Annotated in this window: 13 protein-coding genes; 9 read left to right on the forward strand and 4 right to left on the reverse strand. The window is 59.5% G+C overall.

Annotated elements, in window-relative coordinates; genetic code table 11:
• Nucleotides 1-47: 47 nt before the first annotated feature.
• Complete coding sequence (locus ACFSR7_RS32420; RefSeq protein WP_378168782.1) at nucleotides 48-350, reverse strand: rhodanese-like domain-containing protein; 303 nt, start codon at nucleotides 348-350, stop codon at nucleotides 48-50.
• 131 nt (nucleotides 351-481) lie between these two features.
• Between ACFSR7_RS32420 and aroA the strand changes: the two genes are divergently transcribed.
• The 4 genes from aroA (at nucleotide 482) to ptsP (ending at nucleotide 6024) form a co-directional block, all read left to right on the forward strand.
• On the forward strand, nucleotides 482-1777 hold the full coding sequence (gene aroA, locus ACFSR7_RS32425; RefSeq protein ID WP_378168784.1) for a 3-phosphoshikimate 1-carboxyvinyltransferase: 1296 nt from the start codon (nucleotides 482-484) through the stop codon (nucleotides 1775-1777).
• Between the two features lie 44 nt (nucleotides 1778-1821).
• Nucleotides 1822-2250, forward strand: a complete 429-nt coding sequence (locus ACFSR7_RS32430) for a CoA-binding protein (RefSeq protein ID WP_378168785.1) — start codon at nucleotides 1822-1824, stop codon at nucleotides 2248-2250.
• 133 nt (nucleotides 2251-2383) lie between these two features.
• Nucleotides 2384-4270, forward strand: coding sequence for a glucose PTS transporter subunit IIA (locus ACFSR7_RS32435; protein WP_378168786.1), 1887 nt, complete (start codon nucleotides 2384-2386; stop codon nucleotides 4268-4270).
• Nucleotides 4267-6024, forward strand: coding sequence for a phosphoenolpyruvate--protein phosphotransferase (gene ptsP / locus ACFSR7_RS32440; RefSeq protein WP_378168787.1), 1758 nt, complete (start codon nucleotides 4267-4269; stop codon nucleotides 6022-6024). Before ACFSR7_RS32435 ends, ptsP begins: the two co-directional genes overlap by 4 nt.
• A gap of 93 nt (nucleotides 6025-6117) precedes the next feature.
• On the opposite strand, the gene ACFSR7_RS32445 is transcribed toward ptsP, so the two are convergent.
• On the reverse strand, nucleotides 6118-6651 hold the full coding sequence (locus tag ACFSR7_RS32445) for a type 1 glutamine amidotransferase domain-containing protein (RefSeq protein WP_378168810.1): 534 nt from the start codon (nucleotides 6649-6651) through the stop codon (nucleotides 6118-6120).
• Nucleotides 6652-6882: 231 nt separating this feature from the next.
• On the opposite strand from ACFSR7_RS32445, the gene ACFSR7_RS32450 reads away from it, so the two are divergent.
• The 4 genes from ACFSR7_RS32450 (at nucleotide 6883) to ACFSR7_RS32465 (ending at nucleotide 9688) form a co-directional block, all read left to right on the forward strand.
• Nucleotides 6883-7293 (forward strand): hypothetical protein, encoded by a 411-nt coding sequence (locus ACFSR7_RS32450; RefSeq protein ID WP_378168788.1) that lies wholly within the window; start codon nucleotides 6883-6885, stop codon nucleotides 7291-7293.
• A 107-nt stretch (nucleotides 7294-7400) separates the two neighbouring features.
• Entirely contained in the window at nucleotides 7401-7751 is a 351-nt protein-coding gene (gene ytxJ / locus ACFSR7_RS32455; protein ID WP_378168789.1) for a bacillithiol system redox-active protein YtxJ, read from the forward strand.
• A gap of 127 nt (nucleotides 7752-7878) precedes the next feature.
• Nucleotides 7879-8886: a catabolite control protein A gene (gene ccpA / locus ACFSR7_RS32460; RefSeq protein ID WP_378168790.1), complete on the forward strand. Its 1008-nt coding sequence runs from the start codon at nucleotides 7879-7881 to the stop codon at nucleotides 8884-8886.
• Nucleotides 8887-8992: 106 nt separating this feature from the next.
• On the forward strand, nucleotides 8993-9688 hold the full coding sequence (locus ACFSR7_RS32465) for a 5'-methylthioadenosine/adenosylhomocysteine nucleosidase (protein WP_378168791.1): 696 nt from the start codon (nucleotides 8993-8995) through the stop codon (nucleotides 9686-9688).
• Nucleotides 9689-9786: 98 nt separating this feature from the next.
• Here the strand turns inward: ACFSR7_RS32465 and ACFSR7_RS32470 are convergent, their stop codons facing one another.
• Both ACFSR7_RS32470 and ACFSR7_RS32475 read right to left on the reverse strand, forming a co-directional pair.
• Complete coding sequence (locus tag ACFSR7_RS32470; RefSeq protein ID WP_378168792.1) at nucleotides 9787-10983, reverse strand: acetoin utilization protein AcuC; 1197 nt, start codon at nucleotides 10981-10983, stop codon at nucleotides 9787-9789.
• A gap of 20 nt (nucleotides 10984-11003) precedes the next feature.
• Entirely contained in the window at nucleotides 11004-11636 is a 633-nt protein-coding gene (locus ACFSR7_RS32475; RefSeq protein ID WP_378168793.1) for a GNAT family N-acetyltransferase, read from the reverse strand.
• A 291-nt stretch (nucleotides 11637-11927) separates the two neighbouring features.
• Here ACFSR7_RS32475 and acsA point away from each other — a divergent pair, with 291 nt between their 5' ends.
• On the forward strand, nucleotides 11928-13652 hold the full coding sequence (acsA, locus tag ACFSR7_RS32480) for an acetate--CoA ligase (protein ID WP_378168794.1): 1725 nt from the start codon (nucleotides 11928-11930) through the stop codon (nucleotides 13650-13652).
• Nucleotides 13653-14304 lie beyond the last annotated feature (652 nt).

Consider the following 14304-nt stretch of genomic DNA (forward strand, 5'->3'; position numbering starts at 1 on the left):
CGCAGGCCGCGCTGCCACGCGACTTGCGTCCTCAGGTTCCTGCCGGTTTAAAGCTCGTTCCAGGCCAGCATGCCGCCGGCCATATTGACGGTGCGTCCGTAGCCGAGCTGGCTCAAGTACTCGCAGGCTCTGCCGCTTCGTCCGCCGCTGCGGCAGATGAAGATGACTTCCTCGTCCTTCGGAATCTCGGACAGTCTGTCCGGCAGCGTCCCGAGACGGATATGCTTGGCGCCCTCGATCATGCCCGCGACGACTTCGTCGTCCTCGCGGACGTCGATCAGGTGCAGCTTTTCGCCCGCGTCTAGCCGAGCCTTCAATTGATCGACCGTCGTCGTTTCATACATGCTCATGTGGATTGCCCTCCATCGCTCGATTAGCTTCAGTCCCATCATACGGACACGACGCGCCGCAAGTCAACTCGCGCGGCAACAACACCATACATAACCGTTTCCCCTCATGAACGGAAGGAGAGCGCTGCCAAATGGATATGATCGTCATACCGACCCCGCGGCTCGCGGGCGAGATTCAAGCCTTATCGTCCAAAAATTATACGACCCGGTATCTCCTCGTCGCCGCGTTGGCGGAAGGCACGAGCGTCATTCGCTATCCGGCCCACAGCGAGGATAGCGACGCGCTGCGCCGCTGCGTGCGGGATTTGGGCGCCGTGCTCGAAGAAGACGACGAGAAGATCGTCGTCACGGGCTTCGGCAACCGCCCGAAACCGGTCAAGGAGCTCGACGTCGGCAATGCCGGCGCGGTGCTGCGCTTCCTGATGGCCGTGGCGGCGCTGCTGCCCGAGGTGACGTTCGTCAATAAGTACCCGGAATCGCTCGGCAAACGGCCCCATGACGACCTGATCACGGCGCTCAAGAGCATGGGCGCGACGATCGAACACCGCGAGGGCAAGCTGCCGATCACGATTCGCGGCGGCGACGCTGTCCGCGGCGGCAAGATTCAGGTGTCGGGCAGCGTGAGCTCCCAATTCCTCAGCGCGCTGCTGTTCCTGACGCCGCTGCTCGCGAAGGACAGCGAGATCGAGGTGCTGAACGACCTTAAGTCGAAGGTTGTCGTCGGCCAGACGCTCGAAGTGCTGGCCCAGGCCGGTATCGTCGTCGAAGCGTCAAGCGATCTGATGCGCTTCAAGGTGCCCGGCGGTCAGCGCTACCGCGCGCAAGAGTACATCGTGCAGGGCGACTATCCGGGTTCGGCCGCGATCCTGGCGGCAGCCGCCGTCACTGAATCCGACGTCACCGTGCATCGTTTGCTCGAAGAGAGCAAGCAGGGCGAGCGTGCCGTCGTCGACGTGCTGAAGGCGATGGGAACGCCGCTTACCCACAAGGACGGCGTCGTGCACGTGCAAGGCAACGGCAAGCTCCGCGCCGTTGAATTCGACGGCGACGAGTTCACGGACGGCGTGCTCGCGATGGTGGCCGCAGCCGTGTTCGCCGAAGGCACCTCCCGTTTTTACAACGTAGAGAATCTCCGTTTCAAGGAATGCGACCGCATCACCGATTATTTGGCCGAGCTGCGCAAAGCCGGCGCGAACGTCGAGGAGAAGCGGGACGAGATCATCGTTCACGGGCGTCCGGAAGGCGTAGAGGGCGGCGTGACGATTGACGCGCACTACGATCACCGCGTCATTATGGCGCTCACGGTCGTCGGGCTCCGCGCGAAGGCGCCGCTTACGATCAAGGATGCGCATCACGTGGCCAAGTCTTATCCCAATTACTTCGACCATCTAACCGCGCTCGGCGCCAACGTGCGCTGGACCGAATAAGCCGCCGGACAAGCGTTAATTTTATCCTACGGAGGTAGATGAGCATGCCGTTCGAAAATCCAAGCCGCGACGAGATCAAACGAATCCTGCAGGAGACGAAAAACATAGCCGTCGTCGGCCTGTCGGGCGATCCGGACAAGACCAGCCATATGGTGTCTGCCGCTATGCAGGCGAAGGGCTACCGCATCATCCCCGTCAATCCGAAGGAAGCCGAGATTCTCGGCGAGAAATGCTACAAGTCGCTGGCGGAAATTCCGGAGCCGATCGATATCGTCAACGTGTTCCGGCGTCCGGAGCACACGCCGCCAATCGCAGAAGAAGCTGTCGCCGCAGGGGCCAAGGTGCTCTGGCTGCAGCTTGGCATCGCGAACGACGAAGCGGCATCGATCGCGGCGGGCGGCGGTCTGACCGTCATCATGGACCGCTGCATCAAAGTCGAGGATTCGATCCTGCTTCCCCAAGGGAAAAGCTGACCGGACATTCGCTTCTCGCGGACGGGCCGCGCCTTCAGCCATAAGCGATGCGGTCGGTCCGTCCTTACTTTTTATGCTATATTTGGCCGTTATATCTTGAACCTACCGCGAGAGAGGAGGAGGGAATGCTCGCATGTTCGGAATCGGCTATTTGCAAAGGCTCGGCCGGGCGATGATGCTGCCGATGACGGTTTTGCCCGCGGCCGCCATTTTCCTCATGCTGTCGCGCCTGCCTTGGGACTCCGTCGGATTACAGTCGGCGCCGGTGCTTTTGCATTCGGCGGGGATGGCGATTTTCGCTTACGTGCCTTATGTATTTGCGGTGGGCATCGCCTTGGGTTTATCGAACCAATCCGTGCACGCCGGCATGGCGTCCCTGGTCGGCATGATCATTTTCGGCGCGGTGACGCAGGCTTACGATCCCGGCGGCGTCCAGCCCTCTATGTTCGCGGGCGTCGTCATCGGCATGCTGTCCGGCTGGGCCAACGAGCGCTTCAAGTCGTTCCAGCTGCCCGAATCGCTGCAGTTTTTCGGAGGGACCCGGTTTGTCCCTATATTCATGAGCGCCTTCTCTTTCTTTTTCGCGTGGCTCATGATCGGAATCGGCCAAGGCCTGCTTGCCTGGATCGGCGCGACCGGCGGACTGGTGAATTCCGCAGGCGGCTTCGGCATATTCCTTTATGGATTTTTGCATCGCATTTTGGTCGCTTTCGGCCTACACCATCTGCTTAATCATCTGTTCTGGTTCCAGATCGGCGACTATACGGCGCCCGACGGCAGCGTCTATTTTGGCGATATGCCAAGATTTTTTGCCGGGGACCCGACGGCCGGCGTCTATATGACCGGGCTGTATCCGGTCATCATGTTCGCCTTGCCGGCCATCGCCTACGCGATCATCCACGAGGCGCGCGAAGACCTCAAGCCCAAGACTGCCAAGCAGTTCCGGGTGGCGGCACTGACGGCCTTCGTTACGGGCGTGACCGAGCCGGTCGAATTCGCATTTCTGTTCGTGGCGCCTTACCTTTTTATCGTGCATGCGCTGCTGTCCGGCGGGATCATGTGGCTCACGTACGAGCTGGGCATCCGCGAAGGGTTCACCTTTTCCGCGGGCGCGCTCGAGTATATCATCAACTTCAGGCTGTCTGAGCGGGGCTGGCTGATCATTCCGATCGGCCTGGCGGTCGCCGTCTTTTACTACGTGCTGTTCCGATGGAGCATCCGCAGGTTTCAGCTGTCAACGCCGGGACGCGAGGACTCCACGCGGCTCGACGATTGGGGCGGCGATATTCCGTACAGAGCGCCGCTCGTGCTGCAGGCGCTCGGCGGCAAGGACAACATTTCGCGGATCGAGGCCTGCATTACCAGGCTGCGGCTGACGCTGAACGACGACAGGCGGGTCGATGCGAAAAGCCTGCGTCATCTTGGGGCTGCGGGCGTCATCCGGCTTGGCGGCGGCCACGTGCAGGTCGTATTCGGCACTTACTCGGATCTGATCCGCGGCGAGATTGTCAAGCTGATGCAGCTCGACGTGCACCAGGTCCAATTCCATGCGCCGCTGCAAGGACGCATGATCCCGCTCGAGGAAGTGGACGATCCCATTTTCGCACAGAAGCTCGTGGGCAATGGCGTCGCTTTTATTCCCGAGAAGGGAGAACTGGTCGCGCCGGTGCGCGGGAAGATTATTCACTTGTATCCGACCAAGCACGCGATCGGGATCGAGACGCCGGAAGGTCTCGAGGTGCTGCTCCACATCGGGATCAACACGTCCCAGATGAACGGGGAAGGATTTACTGCGCTCGTCAAGGAAGGCGACGAGGTCATGCCCGGGCAGCCGCTCATCCGGTTTCATCTGCCCACGCTTAAAGCGCATGCCAAGTCGCTGGCGACGCCGATGGTCATTACCAACTCGGATATCGTGCGCTCCTGGCGCTTCGCGCCGTTCAAGGCGGTTAAAAAGGGTCAAGCGGCGGTCATGTCGGTCGTCGTAAGAGAGAGAGAAAACGGGGGGGCGGAGTTATGATCCAAGCGATCGGAGGCTCGGAGGGCATCGCCATCGGCAAGGCGTTCGTGCTGCCCAACTGGGAATGGGAGCTGCCCGAACAGAAGATCGACTCGCTCGACCTCGCGCTCGAATTCGAACGGCTCTACGAGGGGGTCAAGCGTTCAAAAACCGAGATTCGCCAAATGAAAAGCGATCTTGACGAAACGGTCGGCGCGGGAGAGGCCAGCATCTTCGACGCGCATCTGGCGATTCTGGACGATCCCGTCTTCATGAACGAGATCCAGGGCATCATTCAACGCCAGTACAAGGCGGCGGAGGTCGCGGTAAAGGAAGCGATCGATCACTTCGTGACGATGTTCGACCTGCTCGACGACGAGTACATGAAGGAGCGGGCCCTCGATATCAAGGACGTCGGCAACCGGCTGCTCAAGCACCTGCTCGGGGCTCCCGAGATCGCGCTGCCAACGGACGCCCAGCCATTCATTCTTGTCGTGCGGGAGCTGACGCCGTCGCAGCTGATCCATCTCAAGCCCGACGTCGTCCTCGGCATCGTGACGATGATCGGCAGCGCCTCCTCGCATTCGGCGATCATGGCCAGGGCGTTCGGCATTCCGCTCGTCATGGGCGTCGAGGGCAAGCTGTCCGAGCCGATCGTGACGGGCGACCTCCTTATTTTGGACGGCGGCGCCGGCACGCTGGCGGTCATGCCGAACGCGGAGACGGTCGGCAGGTATACGGAGCTTCGCAAGCAGCATCTGGATGCCAAGGAGCGGCTGCAGGAGCTCGTCCAGGTGCCGTCGGTCACGCCGGACGGGGAGCGGCTGTACTTGGCCGCCAATATCAGCTCGATCAAAGAGCTTGACGCGGCGCTGATGCGGGGAGCTGACGGCGTCGGACTGTTCCGAACCGAGTTTCTGTACATGGATCGCTCGCGATTCCCGACGGAGGATGAGCAGTTCGAGGTGTACAAGGCGGCGGCCGAACGTCTGGGCACGGCTACGCTGACGATCCGCACGCTCGACATCGGCGGAGACAAGCAGCTGGATTATTACGATATGCCGGAGGAAAACAATCCGTTTCTCGGCTATCGCGCCATTCGCTTCAGCCTCGACCGGAGCGATTTGTTCAAGACGCAGCTGCGCGCGATCTTGCGGGCGTCCGTCTTCGGCAACATCCGCATCATGTATCCGCTCATCGCATCGGTCGACGAGGTGCGTGCGGCCAATGCCCTGTTGGCCGAAGCCCAACGGGAGCTTGCGGCGGAGGGGCTTCCCTTCCGCGGCGGACTGCCGACAGGTGCGATGATCGAGGTGCCCGCCGCGGTAATGATCGCCGATCTGCTCGCGAAAGAGGTCTCTTTCCTCAGCATCGGCACCAACGACTTGATCCAGTTTACGCTCGCTGTCGACCGGATGAACGATCAGATCAACCATATGTACGAACCGTACCATCCCGCCGTGCTTCGCATGCTCCGCACCGTCGCGGAGTCCGCCGCCAGAAACGGCGTTCCCGTGAGCGTATGCGGGGAAATGGCCGGCGACGTAAGGGCGATCCCGCTTTGGGTGGGCCTCGGCATCCAGATGCTCAGCATGTCCGTGCAATCGGTGCTTCCCGTTAAGGCGACGATGCTGCGCACGAACGCCATGGCCTGCAAAAAGGTCACGGAGGAGCTGTTCGCGCTCGGGACGGCCGCCGAGATTAAGGAGCGACTCGAGCGGTTCCACGCCGGGGCTGCCGTGCAGGACGAACGGCTCCATCCGGGCAAACGCTAGGGACGGACGGCAAATGTGTATAATGAAAAATCCGTAAACGGGCGGCTGCCGCACCGTTTACGGATCTTTTTCTAATAGCCGATAAAAAATGAATCAGGACTGTCTTCCGTATAATACGTCGCAAAATGCCTTTGCATATTCGGGCAGGTCCGGCGGACGCCTCGCGGAGATCAGATTGCCGTCCACGACGACAGCCTCGTCGAACCAGATTGCGCCCGCGTTTTCCATATCGTCGCGGATACCGGGCGTGGACGTTACCTTGCGTCCTTGCAGGATCTTGGCGGAGATCAGCACCCATCCCGCGTGGCAGATCTGACCGATCGGCTTGCCTGCGTCGTCGATCTCCCGCACAAAAGCCTGTACGCGCTCGCTGCGGCGGATCTTGTCCGGCGCCCAGCCGCCCGGCACGAGCAGGCCGTCGCATTTCTCCGCATCCAGCTCCTCATAGGAAATGTCGGCGACGGCAGGCACGCCGTATTTGCCGATATGCTTGCGGCCTTTCTCGGGGCCGGCGTACAGGACGACTGCGCCTTCTTCGCGGGCGCGGTATACCGGGTACCACAATTCCAAGTCTTCGAACTCGTCGTCGATCAGACAAATGATACGTTTGGCTTCAGTCAATTCGATTCCTCCCAGTTCGGCTGTTCATCGGCGCATATGCGCATAAATATCTTCTATCCTAGCACATTTGCAAGATGCGTTCATCCGGATGCAGGTATTGTTTTAATACCGATTTGCTTCCATAATTTACAGCGGTTTGCTGAGAAGGAGTTAAAGGCGCATCCGCCGAATATACTCTCTCAACGTCCCTCTCGGGGATTTTGGAACCGCGCGCGCGGCGCGTAAGGAGAGAGTCAGTTGTTCAAACGGTGTATATGCGGGAAAGCGATGGCGCTCGGTCTCCGCAAGGTCTTTTATTCCAAGACGGTGAGCATCACCGGCGTACCCGTGTACGCTTGCGGGCATTGCTCGCGCAACGAAGTATATCCGGGCGTCAAGTCGGATCTGAGCAGCCTGTTGTCCGGATTGGGCTCGAAGCCCTTGCCGCGGGAAATTCGTTTTGACGAAGTGCACGAATGGGCCGGTATGCTGAGTCAAGCCGCTTCTGCGAGTCAGCCGCTGAACGCCGCCAGAATCGCGAGGCTGACGGAGGAGCGGACGAACGAATTGCTCGATCTGCTGCTGATCGCCGCCTCTCTGGGTGATCGGGCGTGGAAGCGCGAGCTGGAGGCAAAGCTTGCGCAGCTTAACGGACAATACATATTTTGAGTAAAACTTGAAGGAGCGGTCGCGCTCCTTTTCTTTTTTTTGCGAAACTTTTTCATTTCTGATACCATGAAAATCAATGAAACTTATTTTCAAGGAGGATGCATGCGATGTCGGAAGTGAAAAGACTGCAGACTGTCGAACAGTGGGAAGAAGCGCTTAAAAACACGTCGAGCAAACCGCTGCTCGTCTTCAAGCACAGCACCTCCTGCCCGATCAGCGCGGGTGCGCACGACGAGCTGGACCGCTTCCTCGGCGGACGCGACGAGCTGCCTGTAGACGTCGCCATCGTGCATGTCATCGAGGAACGTCCCGTGAGCAATGCGATCGCGGAAGCGCTGCAGGTGCAGCATAAGTCGCCGCAGGCGATTCTGGTGCGCGATGGACACCCCGTATGGAACGAATCGCACTGGCGCATTACCTCGGATTTTCTGAACGAACGCGTCGGTTCGGAAGGCTAAAAGCGCGACGGATGTCGGGGTTTGCCATTGCGGAAACGCCCCTTTTGTCGTATCATTACCTTAATATACCATGAACGGGTCCTCCAATCGGACAAAGACCTGACATGAGCAAATGGAGCGGTGAGATGTGACGGTAACTATCTATGACGTAGCCCGCGAGGCCGGCGTATCGATGGCGACGGTATCCCGCGTCGTCAATAACAATCCTAACGTAAAGCCCCAGACGAGAAAAAAAGTATACGAAGCGATCGAGCGTCTCGGTTACCGGCCGAATGCGGTGGCCCGGGGCCTCGCCAGCAAGAAGACGACGACGGTCGGCGTCGTTATCCCCGATATCGCGAATGCCAACTTCGCCGAAGTCGCGCGCGGCATCGAAGATATCGCGAACATGTATCATTACAACATCATCCTGTGCAACGCCGACAAGCGCAAGGAAAAGGAGATCCGCGTCATCAACACGCTGCTCGAGAAGCAAGTGGACGGGCTCCTGTTCATGGGCGGCGTCGTGACGGACGAGCATATCCAGGCGTTTAATACGTCCAATGTGCCGATTGTCCTTTGTGCGACGACCGACGAGAAGGGCACGATGCCCTCCGTCGATATCGACCACGAGACGGCAGCGTACGACGCGGTTCGCAAGCTGATCGGCGAGGGCCATACGCGCATCGCGATGATCAGCGGCACGCTTCAGGATCCGGCCAACGGTTACGCTCGTTATCAAGGCTATAAGCGCGCGCTAGAGGAGAGCGGCGTCGCGTTCGACGAATCGCTCGTGCGCGTCGGCAATTACCGCTACGAATCCGGCATCGAGGCCGTTCAGTACTTCCTCGAGCTGGAAGAACGCCCGTCGGCCGTGTTCGCGGCTACCGACGAGATGGCGATCGGCGCCATCCACGGCATCCAGGACGCAGGATTGTCGGTACCGGAGGACATTTCCGTGATCGGCGTGGACAATATCCGCTTGGCTTCGATGGTCCGTCCGCTGCTCACGACGGTTGCGCAGCCGATGTACGACATCGGCGCCGTCTCGATGCGTTTGCTCACCAAATTAATGAAAAAAGAAAACGTCGAGCAGGCTAGAGTGACACTCCATCACGAGCTGATCGTTCGCAATTCGGTCGCGCCGCGCGGCTAATCGTCGTTTTCGGTACGGATCGGCCCATAACCTGTTTGATCGCCCTGCGCGGACAGTAATCGCCCGCCGCAGGGCTTCTTATTCTAGTTTCAAAGGAGATATGCTCATGATCGGCATTATCGGCGCCATGCAGGAAGAGATCGACCTGCTGCTCGGCGCCTTGGAGGACGCGGTGGAGCTGCAGCGCTCCGGCATTCGTTATGTGGCGGGCAGCCTGCACGGACACAAAGTCGTCGTATGCAAGTCGGGCGTCGGCAAGGTGAACGCGGCGATCTGCACGCAGGTGCTCATCGACCGTTTCAACGCAGACAAGGTCGTATTTACAGGTGTAGCGGGCGCGCTCGATCCGGAGCTCGACATCGGAGATATCGTCGTATCCTCGAGCAGCATGCAGCACGATATCGACGTGACGGCACTCGGCTACGCGCGCGGCGTTCTGCCGTACCAGGAGATCTCGGACTGGGCGGCGGACGAAGCGCTGATCAAGGCGGCGCGCGAGGCCGGGGACAAGCTGTTCCCCGGTCATATCAAGACGGGCAAGGTGCTCTCGGGCGACCAGTTTATCGCCGACAGAGAGCTGGTCGTGCGGCTTAGAGACGAGCTTCAAGGCTCGTGCGTGGAAATGGAGGGCGCTTCCGTCGCGCAAGTATGCGCGATGAACCAGGTGCCTTACGTGGTCATCCGCTCCATCTCTGACAAGGCGGACGGTTCGGCGGACGTGAACTTCACGGAGTTTACGGTGACGGCATCCAACCGGTCGTTCGCGATCGTCAACGAGATGTTGCAGCATTTGGGCAAATAGCGATAATCGTCAAAACAGCAGGCGTATTTTCCGGCGAAGCCGGAGACACCTGCTGTTTTTTATTGCAAAAAAATTGGATGATGCCGAACGCTTGCCGGTTAGCCCAAATGCTGAAGCGCCAGCGCCACGATCTCGCGGTTTTTGGCCGTGATCTCGGCCCTGCGAGGCATCGGCGACCACAGCGACGTATCGTCTAGCCAGGTTCGCGGGAGGTCCGCGGGTCGGCTGGGCGACGAGAGTCGGGGCCAAGAGGCGGGGAGGGGCCCGCCGTCCGGCGAAGCGTCGATGGATGCGAGCAGCGGATGGTCGCTCATCTCCAGCCAGAGCAGGCTCCAAGCCCGTGGGACGACGTGCCAATGTTCGTAGCCGCCGCCGCCAAGCGCGATCCACCGCCCATCCGTATGCTCGTGCGCCAGCCGATGGATGAGGCGGGGCATCTCGCGGTAGATTCGCATGCTGCAGTGAATATGCGCGAGCGGATCGAGTGCATGGGCGTCGCAGCCGTGCTGGCTGACGACGACGTCGGGCTTGAACGCGCGCATGACCTGCGCAAGGCCGCTCTCGAAGCTCTCGAGCCACGATTCGTCCTCTGTATACGGTTCCACGGGAATGTTGAGGCTGGCGCCGTAGCCGCTGCCTTCGCCGCGCTCGTGCGCGAATCCGCTGCCCGGGAAAAGGAACTTGCCTGTCTCGTGAATCGAGTAGGTGAATATGTCCGGGTCCGTATAAAAACTCCACTGCACGCCGTCGCCGTGATGCACGTCGGTGTCGATGTACAGCACCTTGGCATCGTATTTGCGGTGAATCCAGGAGATGGCGCACGCGGCGTCGTTGTAGACGCAGAAGCCCGCGCCCCGCTCACGGAAGGCGTGATGCAGGCCGCCGCCGAGATGGAGCGCATGCCTCGTCGCTCCGGACATGACGGCCTCGGCGGCGCTCAGCGAGCCTTGCACGACGGCCAGCGCGGCGTCGTGCATGCCTGGAAAATACGGCGTATCGCCGTCCTCTTCGAGGCCGTACTGCTCGGCCAGGTCCTGGTAGGACACGGCCGGGGCCTCAACGCTGAGCGCACGCGCCGTCTCGACGTAGTCGGCCCGGTGGATAGCGTCCACGGCTTCGGCCGCGCCCTCCGCGGTCGGCACGAGCTTGTCTTCGGGACCGAGCGCGCCGCAGTCCTCGAGCAGCGCCTCGGTCAAGGCGAGCCGGATCGGGTGAAAAGGATGATCTTCGCGAAACGAGTACCGCTTTACGGCGCTGCAGTCGATCCAGCGCGCGTGATCGCTTTTCGATGACAACAGGGGTCGCCTGCCTTTCGTCAATACATAAACCGCTGACGGAATCTCACGCGGTCGAACTGCTCGGCCGACGACAGCGGCACGTCCTTGCCGATGCGCACCATCAGGCAGTTGGCCGGATGCGCGCAAATCTCGGGATCGTCCGTGGCGAACCACACCATGCCGACGGACTTCATTAACTTTTCCATCATCTCGCGGTATTGCCAGACGTTCAGCCCGCTTTTTTCCAAGTCCCAGTGCCAATAATATTCGGTCGTATACACGATAGCATTGTCCAGTTGCTCCTCCGCGAATGCTGCGACGATCATCGCTTTGCCGAGGCCGAGCGACCGGTACTCGTCGGCCACCTCGATGGCGCCAAGCTCGATCAGGTCGTCCATGCCGCCTTCGGACCAGCGCTCGAGCTCGTCGGGGTAGTGGAAGGTGACGTAGCCGACGATCATGTCTTCTTCGCGGGAGATGATGATCCTGCCTTCGGGCAGGCCGGCGATCTCGACGAGCGCCTCGTGCTGCTCCCGGGGCCTGCGGAAGGCATCGAGCTTGTCGTGGAGCCGGTAGTCCTTCAGCCGCTCCGGATCGACCGGACCTTCGATGACGATCGGACCCGCCCGTCCGGGCCTGGCGACGCGCTGATAGCGCTTGTAATGTTCCATGCGCACGCTCCTTTTGCCGATTCGAGTACGTCTTGCGCGAGGGTTTCGACGAATCTCATTATACAGCATTATACAGCAAAGCCGTTATCGCGCGCCTTTTTTACCGATTTCGCACGCATTTTTGCCATTGTTATCTACGTCTTGGAGAAAATTTCCCTCCTTCGGTTGCGTAGGTATGTCGGACGCATGGTATAATGGCAAAAGCAAGCCTCAAGGGCTTTGTTCTTCGTGTAAGCGCATTCGTATACTTAGCATCGGGTTTGCAGCAAATCAACGGGAAGGTGATCATTAATGACATTAAGTCAGGATGAAAAAGTGGCCGTAACGGCGACAACCGCAAATCTCGGTTCTTATGAGGACGCGGTGCGCAACTTTAATTGGGAGAACATCGAAAACCATTTTTCCTGGTCCAAGACCGGGAAAGTCAATATGGCGTACGAGGCGATCGACCGCCATGTCGAGGAAGGCAGAGGCGGTACGATCGCTTTGCACTATAGCGATGCTCAGCGCGACGAGAGCTATACGTACGCTGATCTCTCGCTGCAGTCCGCACGATTCGCCAACGTGCTCCGTGGGCTCGGCATCGGCAAGGGCGACCGCGTCTTCATCTTTATGCCGCGCACGCCGGAGCTTTACTTTGCCCTGCTTGGCGCGCTGAAGATCGGCGCTGTCGTTGGACCGTTGTTCGAAGCGTTCATGGAGACGGCCGTCCGCGATCGCTTGCAGGACAGCGGCGCAGTCGCAATTGTGACGACGCCGGCGCTCTTGCCGCGCATCTCGGGCGCCGAGCTGCCGGAGCTGAAGCATCTGATCGTGTTCGGCGAAGGCGTTGCCGCAGGCGACGGCATCGTCGACTTCAAGGCCGAGATGGAAAAAGCGTCCGAGACGGCCGATATCGAATGGCTTGACCGCGAAGACGGTTTAATTTTGCATTATACGTCAGGCTCCACAGGCAAGCCGAAGGGCGTCTACCATGTGCAAAATGCGATGATCCAGCATTATTATACCGGACGCATCGTGCTTGACTTGAAGGAAGGAGACGTCTACTGGTGTACGGCCGATCCGGGCTGGGTAACCGGCACGTCGTACGGCATATTCGCGCCTTGGTTGAACGGAGCGACCAACGTCATCCGCGGCGGGCGCTTCAGCCCGCAGGATTGGTATGCTACGCTCGAGAAGTACAAGGTTACCGTGTGGTACAGCGCGCCGACCGCCTTCCGCATGCTGATGGGCGCGGGCGACGATGCGGTCAGCCCGTTCGATCTGTCCAATCTGCGTCATGTGCTCAGCGTCGGTGAACCGCTGAACCCCGAGGTCGTTCGTTGGGGCCTCAAAGTATACAACCAGCGTATCCACGATACGTGGTGGATGACGGAGACGGGCGGACAGCTCATTTGCAATTATCCGAGCATGGAGATCAAGCCTGGCTCCATGGGCCGTCCGATCCCGGGCGTTCAGGCGGCTATCATCGACGATCAGGGCAACGAGCTGCCTCCGATGCGGATGGGCAACCTTGCGATCCGAACGCCATGGCCTTCGATGATGCGCAAGGTCTGGAACAATCCGGCCAAGTACGAGGAGTACTTCCGGATCCCGGGCTGGTACGTGTCCGGCGACTCCGCGTACATGGACGAAGAAGGCTACTTCTGGTTCCAGGGCCGGATCGACGACGTCATCAACACGTCCGGCGAGCGCGTCGGGCCGTTCGAGGTCGAGAGCAAGCTGGTCGAGCATCCGGCCGTCGCCGAAGCCGGCGTCATCGGCAAGCCCGATCCGCTCCGCGGCGAGATCATCAAGGCGTTCATCTCGCTGCGCGAAGGCTTCGAGCCTTCCGAGGAGCTGAAGGCGGACATCTCCAAGTTCGTCAAGGTTGGACTATCCGCGCATGCTGCGCCGCGCGAGATCGAGTTCAAGGATAAACTGCCGAAGACCCGCAGCGGCAAGATCATGCGGCGCGTCCTCAAGGCCTGGGAGCTTAATCTCCCGACCGGCGATCTTTCTACGATCGAAGACTGATGACGTAAGGAAGGCCGTCCCTACGGAGAAGCGATTCTCCGAGGGGCGGCTTTTTGTGATTAAATCACGTTTAAAGTCCGCAAGATCGGGCCTATCGATAAAACGGTAATCGAAAATCGGAGATGGGAGACTGGGAAGAGAGCTTGTTGTCTTCTTGACTCGGCGACGGCAGCGATTCGTCGATAGGTAAGCGTGCTTTCGCCTTGCCGGAGCTATTCGCATGTTTGTCGGGCGAAGAAGCTTCATTTGTATAGGTATTTTCTGCTGATTGATTACACGTTGGAAATGCATGCAAATGTGCAAGTAATAGAAAGGGCTTAAAGAAGAGGCCGATCATCGGAGTCATCACCCCTCGTTCGCGCGTTTTAACGATATCCCCTTCGCTCAGGAAACCGACTGCAAGATGCGGAGGCCCCTTGCTGCCGCAAGAGTCCTACCCGTGGTTGTCGGCTCTCTTGAAGGATGCCGCCTAGCTAGGCATGTTTGAGCTTATGATGCGCCACCTGACGGAAATTCGCGCGATCAGAACCCCACTTAATCCACTAGCCTTGCATAAAAATTAACATGAAAATCAATCTAAAATTACTATTTATGTTAATTAAAGCGGGTTTTTCATGGGCAAAAAACAAAAAGACCCCTATTGTAGAGAAGA

This window comes from Cohnella sp. GCM10020058, assembly GCF_042683485.1.
Classification (GTDB): Bacteria; Bacillota; Bacilli; order Paenibacillales; family Paenibacillaceae; genus Cohnella.

Bases quoted from the DNA above. Each gene is read 5' to 3' on its own strand.
- ACFSR7_RS32420 (WP_378168782.1), bottom strand. From the start codon at position 350: ATGAGCATGTATGAAACGACGACGGTCGATCAATTGAAGGCTCGGCTA.
- aroA (WP_378168784.1), top strand. From the start codon at position 482: ATGGATATGATCGTCATACCGACCCCGCGGCTCGCGGGCGAGATTCAA.
- ACFSR7_RS32430 (WP_378168785.1), top strand. From the start codon at position 1,822: ATGCCGTTCGAAAATCCAAGCCGCGACGAGATCAAACGAATCCTGCAG.
- ACFSR7_RS32435 (WP_378168786.1), top strand. From the start codon at position 2,384: ATGTTCGGAATCGGCTATTTGCAAAGGCTCGGCCGGGCGATGATGCTG.
- ptsP (WP_378168787.1), top strand. From the start codon at position 4,267: ATGATCCAAGCGATCGGAGGCTCGGAGGGCATCGCCATCGGCAAGGCG.
- ytxJ (WP_378168789.1), top strand. From the start codon at position 7,401: ATGTCGGAAGTGAAAAGACTGCAGACTGTCGAACAGTGGGAAGAAGCG.
- ACFSR7_RS32465 (WP_378168791.1), top strand. From the start codon at position 8,993: ATGATCGGCATTATCGGCGCCATGCAGGAAGAGATCGACCTGCTGCTC.
- ACFSR7_RS32475 (WP_378168793.1), bottom strand. From the start codon at position 11,636: ATGGAACATTACAAGCGCTATCAGCGCGTCGCCAGGCCCGGACGGGCG.
- acsA (WP_378168794.1), top strand. From the start codon at position 11,928: ATGACATTAAGTCAGGATGAAAAAGTGGCCGTAACGGCGACAACCGCA.